Raw genomic sequence first — 12,298 nt, 5'->3', positions numbered from 1 at the left:
ACCGAACCCTATTTCACCCATTGAGCAAAAGGAAACAGAGCTAGACCCATGTCTTCTGATCTTGTCATCGTTTATCATCGCCAACCCTATGAAGAAGTCGAAGTCAACGGAAAGACCGAGCTGCGGGAAAACAAGAGCCCCAACGGGATTGTGCCGACCCTCAAGAGCTTCTTCGGTGCCGTCGATCACGGCGCCTGGATTGCATGGAAACTGGCCGAGGATCCTGCCAACCCGGATTTTGAGCAGGTCATCGAAGTGGAGGACGATCACGGCAAATACTCTGTCTCCCGCCTGCCGCTGTCTGCCCATCAGGTCAAGCAGTTCTACCATGTGACCTCCAAGGAGGCCTTCTGGCCGATCCTGCATGGCTTCCGCGAGCGTTACAACTATGACCCGGTGGACTGGCCGAACTTCCGCGAAGTCAACTGGGCCTTTGCCGAGGCTGCCGCCGCCGAGGCGGCCGAGGGCGCCATGATCTGGGTGCATGACTATAACCTCTGGCTGGTGCCGAGCTATCTGCGCAAGATGCGTCCGGATCTGCGCATCGCCTTCTTCCACCACACGCCATTCCCCTCGGCAGACATGTTCAATATCCTGCCGTGGCGCAAGGAGATCATCGAGAGCCTGTTGCAGTGTGACGTGGTCGGCTTCCACATTCCGCGTTATGCCGCCAACTTCGTGTCGGCGGCCAGCAGTCTTCTGGATGTCGAGGTGTTGCGCCGTGAGCTGGTCAGCGAGGACATGATCTTCGAAGGCACCGCCCTTACCGAACGCCGGGTTCCGACCCTTTTGAGCTGGGAAGACCGGGAGATCGGCGTTTCTGTTGCTCCCGTCGGTGTCGATGTCGACTATATCACCGAGTGCGGCAATGATCCGGTCAATATTGAACGGGCCAAGCGCATCGCTGCGGAGATGGGCGATGGCAAGCTCATTCTCTCGGTTGGCCGCACCGACTATACCAAGGGCGGCGTTGAGCAGCTCGACAGCTTCGAGCGTCTGCTGGAGAAGACCCCGGAGCTGATCGGCAAGGTGCGCCTGATGCATGTCTCCGTCAGCGCCAATCGCAACATGAGCGCCTATAACGAGATCCAGAATGACATCGAGGCCGCAGCCGGTCGTATCAACGGCCGCTTCGGCACCCTTGCATGGCAACCGGTGACCTTGATTTCTCGCGCCATTCCCTTCTCCGATCTGGTGGCCTATTACCGGGCGGCCGACGTGGCATGGATCACGCCGCTGGCCGATGGCATGAATCTGGTGGCCAAGGAATATGTCGCTTCCCGCGTCGATGGCGATGGCGTTCTGGTGCTCTCGGAGTTTGCCGGTGCCGCGGTCGAAATGGGGTCGGCGGTGATTGCCAATCCGTTCTCGCACCGCTCGATGGATGAGGCCATTTTGACCGCGCTCAACATGCCAGAGGAAGAGCGTCGCGCCCGGATGAAGCTGCTGCGTGATGCGGTCTCCCGCCGCGACATCAAGGCATGGGGCGATCAGCTGGAGGCGGAATTCTCAGCCCTCAAGGCTGCCCAGCGCCGCCGCACCTTCCATTCCGCCTATCAGCGCGGAGCATGACACAAAGGCGCTGGATGGGTTTTCAGCTGCTGAAAGAAAAGCCGGGCAACAACCCGGCTTTTCTGTGCCTTGCGAGGGTAAAGGCAAGAGGAATGATGGAGACCTGTCAATCCGGTCAGTTGTGATCTCTCGTCTGCAATCCATTTGATTGCCAAACAGGCTTGTCATAAAGCCGGGGTTGGAGTGAAACCTAGGCAATTTTGCAAATATACTTTTGACAACAGTTTTTGAATACTGCTCTCGATGGCAGGCATCCATCCTGATTTCAAAGCTGCACAATTTGTGGTTAAATATTGGATGCGATCCTCGATACCCTCCCATTCTGGAGGATTAACTCAGATCTTTATTATTTATGCCTGACGTGGGCTCAAAACAGCTTGGTGTGGTGCAGCGCAGAGCGGTAGTTTGTCCTGCCATTTTGGGGGCTCTCACAAGGCTGTGGAGGATTGAGAGGCCTTGTCTTCCGCCCGGATTGCAGACCGGGACCGACAGTCTGCAAAGGCCGGATGATGAGACCAAACCGCAAGGAGAAACTATCACATGGACAAGAAAGCACTAGGCAACACCGGCTTTGACATCGCCCCCATCGTGTTTGGTGGCAACGTCTTTGGCTGGACGCTCGATGAGCAGGAAAGCTTCCGCATTCTCGATGCCTTCATCGATCATGGTTTTGACGCGATCGACACGGCCGATGCCTATTCTCGCTGGGCAGAGGGCAACAAGGGCGGCGAATCCGAGACCATCCTTGGCAAGTGGTTCAAGGCGCGCCCCGGCATGCGCGACAAGGTCAAGCTCTTCACCAAGGTTGGATCGGACATGGGCATTCCCGGCCACAAGGGGCTGAAGTCCGAATGGATTCTGAGGGCGGTCGAGGATTCCCTCTCCCGTCTCGGCATCGACTATATCGACCTCTATTTCTCCCACTGGCCAGACCCGGAGGCTGACCATGCCGATACCCTTGGCGCTTATGACAAGCTGCTCAAGGCTGGCAAGATCCGCGCCATTGGGGCGTCCAACTATGACATGGCATTGATGACCGGGGCGCTGGAGGCATCCACCGCCAACGGGCTACCCTTCTATCAGGTGCTCCAGCCGGAGTATAACCTCGCCTCGCGTGAGAAATTTCCCGCCCCGCTCAAGGATTTCTGCATCGAGCGGAACATCGGCGTGATCACCTATTTCAGTCTCGCCTCCGGCTTCCTCTCCGGCAAATACCGTACGGAAGCCGATTTCAAGGGTCCGAAACGCGGCGACATGGCCAAACGCTTCTTCAACGAGAAAGGGATGCATGTGCTGTCGGTGCTTGATGAAGTGGCTGCAAGTCACAATGCTGAGCTGGCAGAAGTTGCTCTGGCCTGGATCATCCGCAGCGAGGGCGTGACCGCACCGATAGCCAGTGCCACCAGCCTTGCCCAGATCGAAAGCTTCGCGCGGGCGGTTGAACTTGCCCTCAGTGACGAGGACATGGCACGCCTGACCGCCGCCGGGCTGTGAGGCGCCAAACCACACCGCCAAAACAGAGAAGGCACCGCCCAAGCGAATGGGCGGTGCCTTTTTCAGCCTGATGCATCCTGTGCGGGCGAAGCATCCTGCCGAAGCTATTTCAGGAAGCTGAGCTTGTCATTCTGCGCCTCGTAGGACGGCATGCTTTCCAGCTGTTCCTGCGTGAATGGCGTGTAGACATGCAGGGCGCCCTCTGCGTCGGCATAGACATTCAGTTTGTCAGCTTCCAGCTGAACCGGCTTGGCATTGATGCCCAGAAAGCCCCCGACATCGACGATATAGGCCTCGACGGTCTGGTCGGCATCAAGAAGCACGTCACCGACTTCGCCGATTTCCTTGAGGTCCTCACCATAGACGGCAGTCCCGATCAGCTGATCGGTGCTCAACTTGTTCTGATCGATGATCAGCAGGTTGGCGTTGGTCATGGTGGATACGCCGTCGCGGTTGAACTCGGGCGCTGCCTCGAGCTCTTCCTTGGTAGACGCCATCACCAGATGACGTTCGCCTTCCCAGGTCATCCACTGTAGGCTGTTGAAATCCACGGCGACATCCTTCTCTCCAAGACCGATGAAGCCACCAACGCCGATCACGGCCGCATCCACGGTGCCTTCGTCATCAAGAACGATGTCGTTGATGTCGCCGATGATCGTGCGCACGCCATCAACGTCCTTGACGGAGGAATAGACAGTCTCGCCCATCAGGCCACTGGCCAGGATCTGCCCCGGAGCGGCGGTCAGATAACCGTTGTGGCTTTCGGTGGCGTCAGGGGAGACTTCCTTGGCAAAAATGCTGAATCGAATGGTCTCGGAGCCTTCGGCGCTGTCGCCGGATGCCGAGCCCTGAGCCTTCATCTCCACCTGGCCATTGTTGGTCATCGCACCGGATTTTGCAGAATTGTCCATGGCAAATGCACTGGTAGACATCACGGCAACCAAAGCAGTGGTGGCAATAAACTTGTAATTCATCATTCCTCTCCTTGTAAATATTTTCGTTAAGTGAGGAAACGTGAAGATTATCACAGAATAACCTTCTTTTTCTCTCGTCTTGCAGGAGTAAAACGGGAGTGTATGAAGATGGTTCCGAATTAATTTCAAAAATTCTGTCTGGTGAAGGTGAAATGGACTATACGGGCATTGAAATTTTGGCAGTAACCCCGGATTTTTCGTAGGAAATATTGACGTCGCTACCAATGATCTTGTTGAGGCTGTGCTCGATCAGGATCGAACCAAACCCGCGCCGCCGTTCTTCATTGAGCCGTGGGCCTCCGGTTTCTCTCCACAAGATCGTGAGCGTCGGCTGCCCGGAAGGTGGCGTATCGATATCAAAACTGATGGCGACATGGCCGTCCCTGCGTGACAGGGCTCCATGCTGCATGGCATTGGTTGCCAACTCATGGACCACCAGCCCCAACGCAATGGCTGCGTCGGCATTGATGGCGATCGGTCGTCCCTCGATGGTCACCTGCTCTGCATAGTGGCTGGCAAAGGGCTTGACCTGGGTCTGGATCAGGCTGACCAGATCGATGTCTTCCCATTCCTGATCAGACAACAGACTGTGAGAGGTTGCAAGGGCGGCAAGACGGCCGGAGAAGGCGCGGGTGAAGCGCTCTGGCGACTGGGCATGGCGCAGGGTCTGGCTGGCCAGCGATTGCAGGATGGCGAGCATGTTCTTGACCCGGTGGTTGACCTCTCGCAACAGCAGCCGGGTTTTCTCCTCGCTGCGCTTGCTTTCCGTAAGGTCGATGGCCACCCCGATGATCTTGCGGGGGTTGCCCTGTTCGTCGCGCTCGAACACATGGCCAAGGGCAAGAACATAACAGCCCGTGCTCTGGACACGAAACTCGACGGTGACGTCCTCGTCCGACCCATACATGTCCTTGAGTTCTGCATGCAGACGCGCAAGGTCGTCGCGATCGAGCTGGCGGAACAGCCGCTTGCTGGTGACGGTTCCCACTTCCTGCAGGCCAAGCAGCTGGCGCATTCTGGCGTCGCACTCAATGACCTGTTCGTCCTGATCCCAGCTCCAGGTCGCCACCCGTCCGGCCTTGAGCGCCAGCGCGTAGCGCACGTTGGCGCGGGAAAGGTCGAACTCTTCCATTGTCCTTGCTCGCGCTGATTGCTTCAATTCGAATAGGGAGGCAACCAATTGTGCAGTTCGTGGCAGAAGATCGTCGTTGCCCGCCGCCCATGACGCGGTGCGCCCGGAGCGGTCCATGAGGCACAGGCTGCCGATCGCATGACCGGCCACCATGATCGGGATACCCCAAACAAGACCCGTATAAGGACTTTCGATACCATCCTGCGCGGTCAGCGAGAAGGCGGGTTGCCATTGTGAGCGCTCGATGAGGCAGGATACGGCAATCCAGTCCGTGATTTCGGTCAAAGGCGTGTCGACGCTGGAGCAGGCCTGATAGAGTACCTTCTCGTCTTCCACCACAGCGATGAAAGCCGTATCCGCTTCTGTCTGCTTCCTGATCATGTCGATCAGGGTATCGAAATCTGAATCCGGGTAGATGCCGAGCCCGCGAATCTGTTCGACGGCCTTCAGGCGCCCTGTATCTTGCACCAACGCAAGCAACTCTTTGTGCATGATAGTCAAATCGATCATTTCAATGGCGGCCTCAACTCAGCAAATGATCCGGTTATTCCGGATAGCTTCGCTTTCCTGCAAGAACCGTGTTCCTGCCTCAGCCCTTCTGGCTTGACGGTGTTGTGGATTGGAACCCGCGGCTACGCGCCCGCGTGTGTTTCATATCCCAAACGCACACAAGGCGAAAAGGTTCCAACAAAATTCAAATTAAAAAATCGCGTGATTTTAGGAACAAAGCGCGGTTTTCCCGCATTGGTCTGGTGTCTGGCAAACAACAACAATGACAGACACGACAACAAACATCCTAAAGGAGAGTGCGTTATGGCTGTTGCCAACAACAAAAGCGAAACCGCCAAGGAAGTTGATCTGACCAAGCAGATCGAAGAGCTTCGCAGTGACATCGCCAGCATCACGGAACTGCTGGCAAAGCGCGGGTCCGAAGATGTGATCAACCTGCAGGACCGTGCCCGTGGTGTGGCCAAGGCGGCCGTTGAGAAGGCGCAGGAGAAACTGACCGTCCTCAACGAGGATGCCGGTCGCGCTGAAGCCCGCATGATGCTGGAAATTCGCAAGAAGCCGCTGGCCGCCGTCGGTCTGGCCGCAGGGGTTGGCTTTCTGGCAGCGCTTCTGGTGCGCAAGTAACCCATGGGTGCTCTTGTCTCCATCTTGGCTGATCTCGCCGGTCCCGGCATGAAACGTGAGCTTCGCGGAGGCGTCGAGGACGGACTGCTGATTGTGGCATCCTCGATCGCCTTTCTGATCGGAACCGGTTTTGGCCTGCTGGCGCTGTATATCTGGCTGGAGCACACTCTGGGGGCCCTGGAGGCGTCGATCATCCTCGCCGCTCTGGCCTTCTTTCTCTGCGCCATCGTGCTTTTGTTGCTGGCGCGCCGTCGTCGGCTGAGGGCACGTCAGAGGGCCGCCGCGCGGGCAACCGCCGGTGTGGACTTTGCCACGACACGGGCGATCCTGCAGATTATCAGCGCGTCACCGCTGCTGATGATGGCGCTGGGAGCAGGGATCACCGCTGCCGGATATGTTTCGCGCAAGCGGCGCTAGAGCCTTTGATTGCGCTCCATGCCAGTTGAAATTTCGCCCAAGAATGGGGTCGGACGCCTTTGTATCGGTCTGACCGCCACGTGCCCGTCTGTGAGCGCAAGTCCTTACTGATGCGGGCTTTTATTGGAAGAAAGGATCTTATTATGACTGTTCAAGCTGTATTGCAGACTGCACCCAGTGAATCCAACCTCAACAACGGGCTGGACACCACCTATCGCAAGGATATGGCCGAGGCCCTGTCAGACATTCTGGGGGCCACCTACAAGCTGACCGTTGTCAGCCATATCTATCACTGGAATGTTGTCGGTCCGCTGTTCAAGTCGCTCCATGAGTTGACAGAGGATCACTACAACAATCTGTTCGTGGCAGCCGACATCATTGCCGAGCGCATCCGCGCCCTTGATGCCCTGGCGCCCGTGCGGCAGGCCAACTTTGGCGCCTTCATGCCCGAGCGCGGCGAGGTGAAGGATCTCAAGGCCAAGGACATGGTCGAAGACCTGATCGTCATGCATGAGGAACTGGTGCGTACCATGCGCCGCGCCGGACAGGCCGCCGGCGACGCAGGCGATCTGGTGACCGAAGATATGCTGACCGCCCGTTTGACCTTCCATGAAAAGGCACTCTGGATGCTCCGGGCAATCGTCAGCGAGTGATCGCGAAGCCGGAAAGGGCAAGGCTCGCTTCCTGCCCCTCTTCATCCAGCAAGGATGGGGAGGGGTTCTTTTTGTGCCGACCCGGCTAGGGGCAGCTGTTCTTGCGGGGAAAGCGCGTGGTGGGGGACCAGCTCGTGGAGCATCTATCGCGACGATGTCGGATGGAAGACAGATAACACCCGGATCGCCTGAAGGGCGGGGCTTGAAAGAAGCTGAGCTTCTGGTCCTGAAGGCTGGACTGATCTCACAAAAGGCCCGATGCGCTGGAGGCGCATCGGGCCGAAAGGGTATAACAGGATTTGGTGATGAAAAATTCGGGGCCTCAGCTTACAAAGGCCTGGGAAACAACGGAAGCGGCAGTGTTGTCCGGATGATAGGTTCCATCTTCATCCAGCGACAGCAGCTCCTGAAGATGCGTCCGGGCCCGGTTCACCCGGCTCTTGATGGTGCCGACCTTGCAATTGCAGATCTCGGCAGCCTCCTCATAGGACATGCCCGATGCGCCGACGAGAATGATCGCCTCGCGCTGGTTGTCCGGAAGCTTTGACAACGCCTCGCGGAAATCCTGCAGATCCATCTGTCCGTGCTGGGCTGGCTGGATGCTGAGATTGTTGGTGAAGGTGCCTTCGCTGTCCTGCACTTCCCTGCCGCTCTTGCGCATCTGGCTGTAGAACTCATTGCGCAAGATCGTAAAGAGCCAGGCGCGCATGTTGGTGCCGATCTCGAAGCTGTCCTGCTTGGACCAGGCCTTCATGACCGTATCCTGCACCAGATCATCCGCCCGGTCATGCTTGCCGCACAGCGACATGGCAAAGGCTCGAAGGCTCGGGAGAACGGAAAGCATCTCCCGTTTGAAACTGTTGTCAGCATTTTGCATGTTGAGCGTTCACCTCTCACCAAGGCTGTTTGCCGCGCGCTCTGCTTCATCCAGCCGCTCAAGCAGATCCAGAAAACGGTCTGGAATGGCTTCCTGTTCGGTCTGGGTGTATAGCGCTTTCAGCTTTTGCGCGATGGCACCATTCGGATCCAACTCTTCGTCCGGGCGCATCGATCGCCCCAACATGTCGGATGCGCTCAAAATGCCCTTTTTTACATTATCTTTTACCATTTAGAACACCTATAGAGGCCAAGGAATTGTCTCGGTCTTGCTATCAAAACGCCTCATTCGCAAAAAAGTTCCCAAAAACGTTTCCCAAAAAGTTTCAAGGGTCGGGAACTTTTTTTGGATTGATGAATTGTATCGATATACTACAGTTTCGATGTTTCTATCGATCTCATCAAGGAGAGTATTATAGATGACGCTTTCTACTCGAGTTGCCGCGCATCTTCCCTATCTTCGTCGCTACGCTCGTGCTGTGACGGGGTCACAAACGTCTGGAGATGCCTTTGTGGCGGCCACCCTGGAAGCACTGATCTCAGATGTTTCCCTGTTCCCGGAAACCGGCAGTGATCGTGTTTCCCTCTATAAACTTTTCTCTGATCTCTACCGCAGGGCCAATGTGGATGTGCCTCCGGCCCAATCGCCCTATGGCTGGGAAAGCCGGGCGCAGGCAAACCTGCAAAATGTTCCTCCTGCTCCAAGACAGGCCTTTCTGCTGGCCTCGGTCGAGGAATTTGCAGAGCACGAGATCGCTCTCGTTCTTGGCGTTGAAACCGATGTGGTCGCCGACCTCCTTGGCGAAGCCTCGGTCATGATTTCCAAACAGGTTGCGACCGATGTCATGATCATCGAGGATGAGCCGCTGATCGCCATGGATATTGAGCAGATGGTCGAAAGCCTTGGCCACCGGGTCACCGGCATCGCACGGACCTACGACGAGGCGATCGAGCTTTACAACAGCGACAAGCCGGCGATGGTGCTCGCCGATATCCAGCTGGCTGACGGTTCCTCCGGGATCGACGCAGTCAACGATATTCTCAAGGACAGCGATATCCCGGTGATCTTCATCACTGCCTTTCCTGAGCGATTGCTGACTGGCGAACGCCCGGAACCGACCTTCCTTGTCACCAAGCCGTTCAATGAAGACATGGTCAAGGCGCTGATCAGCCAGGCCCTGTTCTTCGATGGAAAAGCTTAGGAAAAATGCGAATGAGGCATGGAACAAACTCCTAGTATTGATCGTTTAAGAGATGTAGTGCAAAGGAGAAATGACATGCTTTATTACGCAGTGGTATTTTTTATTGTAGCAATCATCGCTGGTGTACTTGGGTTTGGTGGTATTGCGGGGGCTTCAGCCGGAATTGCGCAGATTCTGTTCTTCCTGTTTCTGGCGTTCCTCGTTCTCTCCCTGCTCATGCATCTCGTTCGAGGACGATAGGGTGATAGACCTGCATCTCACGGAAAAGCGGCTCTGATGGATCATCAGAGCCGCTTTTTTCTGCCTTGGCACTGCCTGGTTCAGAGAGACGCTGACAGGACCGAAAACGAATGCGGCAAACAAAAAGGCAGAGCCAGGTCCGGCTCTGCCTTCGTTCCGTCAGACGGGGTGGGCACCCGTCAGTGTCGCGCGATCCAGTTCTCGATTTCACGTTCCGCTTCCTCTTCGCGCTTGCCATAAAGCTCTTGCAGTTTGCCTGCGAGCTGTTTGCGGTTGCCCGCAATCACGTCGATGTCGTCATCGGTCAGACGTCCCCATTCGGCCTGCAGCTTGCCTTTGAACTGCTCCCAGTTGCCTTCGATCTGGTTCCAATTCATAACGTTCCTCCTTAGTTCGTTGAACAAAAGGACTTCATTGCGTCCTCATACTATCAACGGTCCAGCCTTGTGAATGTTCCAGAAATTTTGGGCAGGGTAGAAGATCTGAAAGCAAAAAGACGCCACAAATGGGCAGTAATTCTTTTCCTGTTATTTCGCAATTAAGCATCTTTTGTTTCGCCCTCAGCGGTTTTCGGGGATGACTTCTTTTTGGGATGCCAATTTGTTTTGACTTTTTCTATACTCGCCCGGCTCGCCAGAAGATTGTGGCGGGAAGCCCTCAGTGACGGAACGCCCATGCACAGACTGATTGCCCCCATCGTCTTCTCCACGGTCATGATCATCGGAACCGGGGTTTCCCTGATGCTGTATAACGGCGCCGAGCGGGCTCACGAGAGCCGGGCCGAGGATGTCGCCGGTCAGTTGGTTGACCGGGTATCCCTGCGTCTGTCCCAGCATTTTGCACTATTGAGAGCAACCAATGCCTTCTTCAAGGCCTCGCCGACGCGCATCCAGCACCAACAGTTTGCCAAGATCATTTCAGGCTTTCGGTTGGAAGAAAACTATCCGGGGCTGCAGGGGATCGGCTTTGCCGAGGCCTTCAATCCGGACGATGATGCCGCGATGAATGCCGTGCTGGCCTATGACTATGGCGACGGGGCGAAGGTCTGGCCGGAGACTGACCGGGGCGAGAGGGCGGCCATCGCCCTGCTGGAGCCAATGGACGATCGCAATCTGGCGGCCATCGGCTATGACATGTATTCCGAACCGGTCCGACGCTCCGCTATCCGCAAGGCGTATGAAACCGGGGAGATGGTGGCCTCCGGGCCTGTCGAGCTGGTGCAGGAAATCACGGCGATCAAACAGGCCGGTTTTCTTGTCTATTCACGCTATGAACGCAGTGAAGCCAGAAAAGCCGAGGGAGCCTTTGAGGCCCTCGAGCAGCCCTCGGTCGACCGTAAACCGGTAAGGGGGGTAATCTATGCGCCCTTCCGGGCTGGTGATCTGTTCATGACGGCGCTGGCCGAGAAGCCACAATTGCCTGTGGCCCTGCAGGCGCATGACCTTGATGACAAGAGCCATCCGCTGTTCAAGTCTGCGCTCTATGACGATGTCGACAAGTATGGTGATCGCGTGACGCGGGTTATCGCAGTCGCCGGACGGCAATGGGTGCTCGACATCCGCGTCCAGCCGAAACAGGCCCTCGATCTTGAGGATGTGGCGCCCTATGTGTCGATTGCGGTGTTTCTGCTGCTTGCCACCATGCTGGCATGGATCACCCATTCGCAGCTGAAGGCGGTGAGAACCGCCAGAACAATGCAGGAGTTGTCGGAAAAGAACCTGACGGAAAAGGACCTGCTGTTGCAGGAGATGAAACACCGGATCAAGAATTCCATCGCCCGGATTCTGGCCATGGCTCGTCAGACCGCCCGCCATTCCGATACCCTTGCGGATTTCTCCGAAAGCTTCACCGCTCGTCTTCAGGCGATGGCCAACGCGCAGGATGCCCTGACGCGCTCTCATTGGCAGCGGGCGGACCTGTCCGATCTGTTGGCAAAGGAACTGGGGCAGGTTTTGGGGGAAGACCAGTTTGGCGGCATGATTTCCGGGCCGACTGTGGAACTGGACGAAACAACGGTTCAGGCTTTCGCGCTCACCTTCCACGAACTGGCAACCAACGCCCTGAAATACAGCGATGTTGCAAGCGACAATACGGCTCTGAGCGTTCGCTGGTCGGTGGATCTCAAGGGCAAGGATCGCATCCTGAGGCTGGTCTGGCAGGAACGCAGTCAGGAGCCGGTGAAGGCGCCTGACCACAAGGGATTTGGCACGCGACTGATCGATGCCAATATCCGGGGCGAATTGCGCGGCTCTATCGATCGCCGTTTTGAGGAAAACGGACTGACGGTCGAGATCACAGTGCCCCTTGTGACAAAGGCCAAGGGGCAGCCAAAGTCAAAGCCGGGCAGTGTGCCGGCCGCCGGGTCCGGCAAGGAACCAGACAATCAGGCCAAGTAGCGGGAAGATGATTATGCCCAGGATCCACAACAGCTTGATGCCTGTGCTCTCATGGCTGCCGATCACCTTGACGATGGCGTAGATGTCGAGAAACAGGATGATGAGGCCCACCAGGCCATAGCCGGTAAACATGAAAAGCTCCTTATGCAGGTGTGCAGGTGTGCTGGATTCAAAGTGCCGCGAGATGCTGCTCAATAGTCGTGGCGAT

General features: G+C 56.6%; 14 protein-coding genes. 8 read left to right on the top strand and 6 right to left on the bottom strand.

Annotation, left to right across the window (positions count from 1 at the left end):
- The first annotated feature begins 48 nt into the window (after positions 1-48).
- Positions 49-1,572, top strand: coding sequence for a glucosylglycerol-phosphate synthase (gene ggpS, locus DSL70_RS05400; protein WP_119306886.1), 1,524 nt, complete (start codon positions 49-51; stop codon positions 1,570-1,572).
- Between the two features lie 540 nt (positions 1,573-2,112).
- Entirely contained in the window at positions 2,113-3,066 is a 954-nt protein-coding gene (locus tag DSL70_RS05395; RefSeq protein WP_119306885.1) for an aldo/keto reductase, read from the top strand.
- A gap of 104 nt (positions 3,067-3,170) precedes the next feature.
- On the opposite strand, the gene DSL70_RS05390 is transcribed toward DSL70_RS05395, so the two are convergent.
- Both DSL70_RS05390 and DSL70_RS05385 read right to left on the bottom strand, forming a co-directional pair.
- Complete coding sequence (locus DSL70_RS05390; protein WP_162916377.1) at positions 3,171-4,040, bottom strand: PRC-barrel domain-containing protein; 870 nt, start codon at positions 4,038-4,040, stop codon at positions 3,171-3,173.
- A gap of 157 nt (positions 4,041-4,197) precedes the next feature.
- The gene (locus DSL70_RS05385) at positions 4,198-5,682 is read right to left on the bottom strand and encodes a sensor histidine kinase (protein WP_119306883.1); all 1,485 of its coding nucleotides are present in this window, start codon (positions 5,680-5,682) and stop codon (positions 4,198-4,200) included.
- Positions 5,683-5,985: 303 nt separating this feature from the next.
- On the opposite strand from DSL70_RS05385, the gene DSL70_RS05380 reads away from it, so the two are divergent.
- The 3 genes from DSL70_RS05380 (at position 5,986) to DSL70_RS05370 (ending at position 7,376) form a co-directional block, all read left to right on the top strand.
- The gene (locus DSL70_RS05380; protein WP_119306882.1) at positions 5,986-6,306 is read left to right on the top strand and encodes an ElaB/YgaM/YqjD family protein; all 321 of its coding nucleotides are present in this window, start codon (positions 5,986-5,988) and stop codon (positions 6,304-6,306) included.
- A gap of 3 nt (positions 6,307-6,309) precedes the next feature.
- A complete protein-coding gene (locus DSL70_RS05375) occupies positions 6,310-6,723 on the top strand; it encodes a hypothetical protein (RefSeq protein ID WP_119306881.1) in 414 nt (137 codons plus the stop codon).
- A 143-nt stretch (positions 6,724-6,866) separates the two neighbouring features.
- Positions 6,867-7,376 (top strand): Dps family protein, encoded by a 510-nt coding sequence (locus DSL70_RS05370; protein WP_119306880.1) that lies wholly within the window; start codon positions 6,867-6,869, stop codon positions 7,374-7,376.
- 322 nt (positions 7,377-7,698) lie between these two features.
- Here DSL70_RS05370 and DSL70_RS05365 read toward each other — a convergent pair whose 3' ends face one another.
- Together DSL70_RS05365 and DSL70_RS22175 are read right to left on the bottom strand one after the other, a co-directional pair.
- A complete protein-coding gene (locus DSL70_RS05365) occupies positions 7,699-8,253 on the bottom strand; it encodes a sigma-70 family RNA polymerase sigma factor (protein WP_119306879.1) in 555 nt (184 codons plus the stop codon).
- Positions 8,254-8,262: 9 nt separating this feature from the next.
- A complete protein-coding gene (locus tag DSL70_RS22175) occupies positions 8,263-8,484 on the bottom strand; it encodes a NepR family anti-sigma factor (RefSeq protein WP_280955335.1) in 222 nt (73 codons plus the stop codon).
- A 187-nt stretch (positions 8,485-8,671) separates the two neighbouring features.
- Between DSL70_RS22175 and DSL70_RS05360 the strand changes: the two genes are divergently transcribed.
- Both DSL70_RS05360 and DSL70_RS05355 read left to right on the top strand, forming a co-directional pair.
- On the top strand, positions 8,672-9,454 hold the full coding sequence (locus DSL70_RS05360) for a response regulator (protein ID WP_119306878.1): 783 nt from the start codon (positions 8,672-8,674) through the stop codon (positions 9,452-9,454).
- A gap of 75 nt (positions 9,455-9,529) precedes the next feature.
- Positions 9,530-9,694, top strand: a complete 165-nt coding sequence (locus DSL70_RS05355; protein ID WP_119307280.1) for a DUF1328 domain-containing protein — start codon at positions 9,530-9,532, stop codon at positions 9,692-9,694.
- A 179-nt stretch (positions 9,695-9,873) separates the two neighbouring features.
- On the opposite strand, the gene DSL70_RS05350 is transcribed toward DSL70_RS05355, so the two are convergent.
- A complete protein-coding gene (locus tag DSL70_RS05350; RefSeq protein ID WP_119306877.1) occupies positions 9,874-10,071 on the bottom strand; it encodes a CsbD family protein in 198 nt (65 codons plus the stop codon).
- 297 nt (positions 10,072-10,368) lie between these two features.
- Between DSL70_RS05350 and DSL70_RS05345 the strand changes: the two genes are divergently transcribed.
- Positions 10,369-12,090, top strand: a complete 1,722-nt coding sequence (locus DSL70_RS05345; RefSeq protein WP_119306876.1) for a CHASE domain-containing protein — start codon at positions 10,369-10,371, stop codon at positions 12,088-12,090.
- On the opposite strand, the gene DSL70_RS05340 is transcribed toward DSL70_RS05345, so the two are convergent.
- On the bottom strand, positions 12,028-12,222 hold the full coding sequence (locus DSL70_RS05340; RefSeq protein WP_119306875.1) for a PLDc N-terminal domain-containing protein: 195 nt from the start codon (positions 12,220-12,222) through the stop codon (positions 12,028-12,030). The genes DSL70_RS05345 and DSL70_RS05340 overlap by 63 nt on opposite strands.
- Between the last annotated feature and the right edge of the window lie 76 nt (positions 12,223-12,298).

This window comes from Cohaesibacter haloalkalitolerans, assembly GCF_003574655.1.
Taxonomy (GTDB): Bacteria; Pseudomonadota; Alphaproteobacteria; order Rhizobiales; family Cohaesibacteraceae; genus Cohaesibacter; species Cohaesibacter haloalkalitolerans.
Note: the sequence above shows the minus strand (reverse complement) of the source record. Positions and strands in the feature narration are given on the sequence as shown.

Excerpts from the sequence above, each read along its gene's own strand:
- DSL70_RS05385 (WP_119306883.1), bottom strand. The coding sequence starts at position 5,682 with ATGATCGATTTGACTATCATGCACAAAGAGTTGCTTGCGTTGGTGCAA.
- DSL70_RS22175 (WP_280955335.1), bottom strand. The coding sequence starts at position 8,484 with ATGGTAAAAGATAATGTAAAAAAGGGCATTTTGAGCGCATCCGACATG.
- DSL70_RS05350 (WP_119306877.1), bottom strand. The coding sequence starts at position 10,071 with ATGAATTGGAACCAGATCGAAGGCAACTGGGAGCAGTTCAAAGGCAAG.
- DSL70_RS05370 (WP_119306880.1), top strand. The coding sequence starts at position 6,867 with ATGACTGTTCAAGCTGTATTGCAGACTGCACCCAGTGAATCCAACCTC.
- DSL70_RS05360 (WP_119306878.1), top strand. The coding sequence starts at position 8,672 with ATGACGCTTTCTACTCGAGTTGCCGCGCATCTTCCCTATCTTCGTCGC.
- DSL70_RS05395 (WP_119306885.1), top strand. The coding sequence starts at position 2,113 with ATGGACAAGAAAGCACTAGGCAACACCGGCTTTGACATCGCCCCCATC.
- DSL70_RS05345 (WP_119306876.1), top strand. The coding sequence starts at position 10,369 with ATGCACAGACTGATTGCCCCCATCGTCTTCTCCACGGTCATGATCATC.
- DSL70_RS05365 (WP_119306879.1), bottom strand. The coding sequence starts at position 8,253 with ATGCAAAATGCTGACAACAGTTTCAAACGGGAGATGCTTTCCGTTCTC.
- DSL70_RS05355 (WP_119307280.1), top strand. The coding sequence starts at position 9,530 with ATGCTTTATTACGCAGTGGTATTTTTTATTGTAGCAATCATCGCTGGT.
- DSL70_RS05340 (WP_119306875.1), bottom strand. The coding sequence starts at position 12,222 with ATGTTTACCGGCTATGGCCTGGTGGGCCTCATCATCCTGTTTCTCGAC.
- DSL70_RS05380 (WP_119306882.1), top strand. The coding sequence starts at position 5,986 with ATGGCTGTTGCCAACAACAAAAGCGAAACCGCCAAGGAAGTTGATCTG.
- ggpS (WP_119306886.1), top strand. The coding sequence starts at position 49 with ATGTCTTCTGATCTTGTCATCGTTTATCATCGCCAACCCTATGAAGAA.
- DSL70_RS05375 (WP_119306881.1), top strand. The coding sequence starts at position 6,310 with ATGGGTGCTCTTGTCTCCATCTTGGCTGATCTCGCCGGTCCCGGCATG.
- DSL70_RS05390 (WP_162916377.1), bottom strand. The coding sequence starts at position 4,040 with ATGAATTACAAGTTTATTGCCACCACTGCTTTGGTTGCCGTGATGTCT.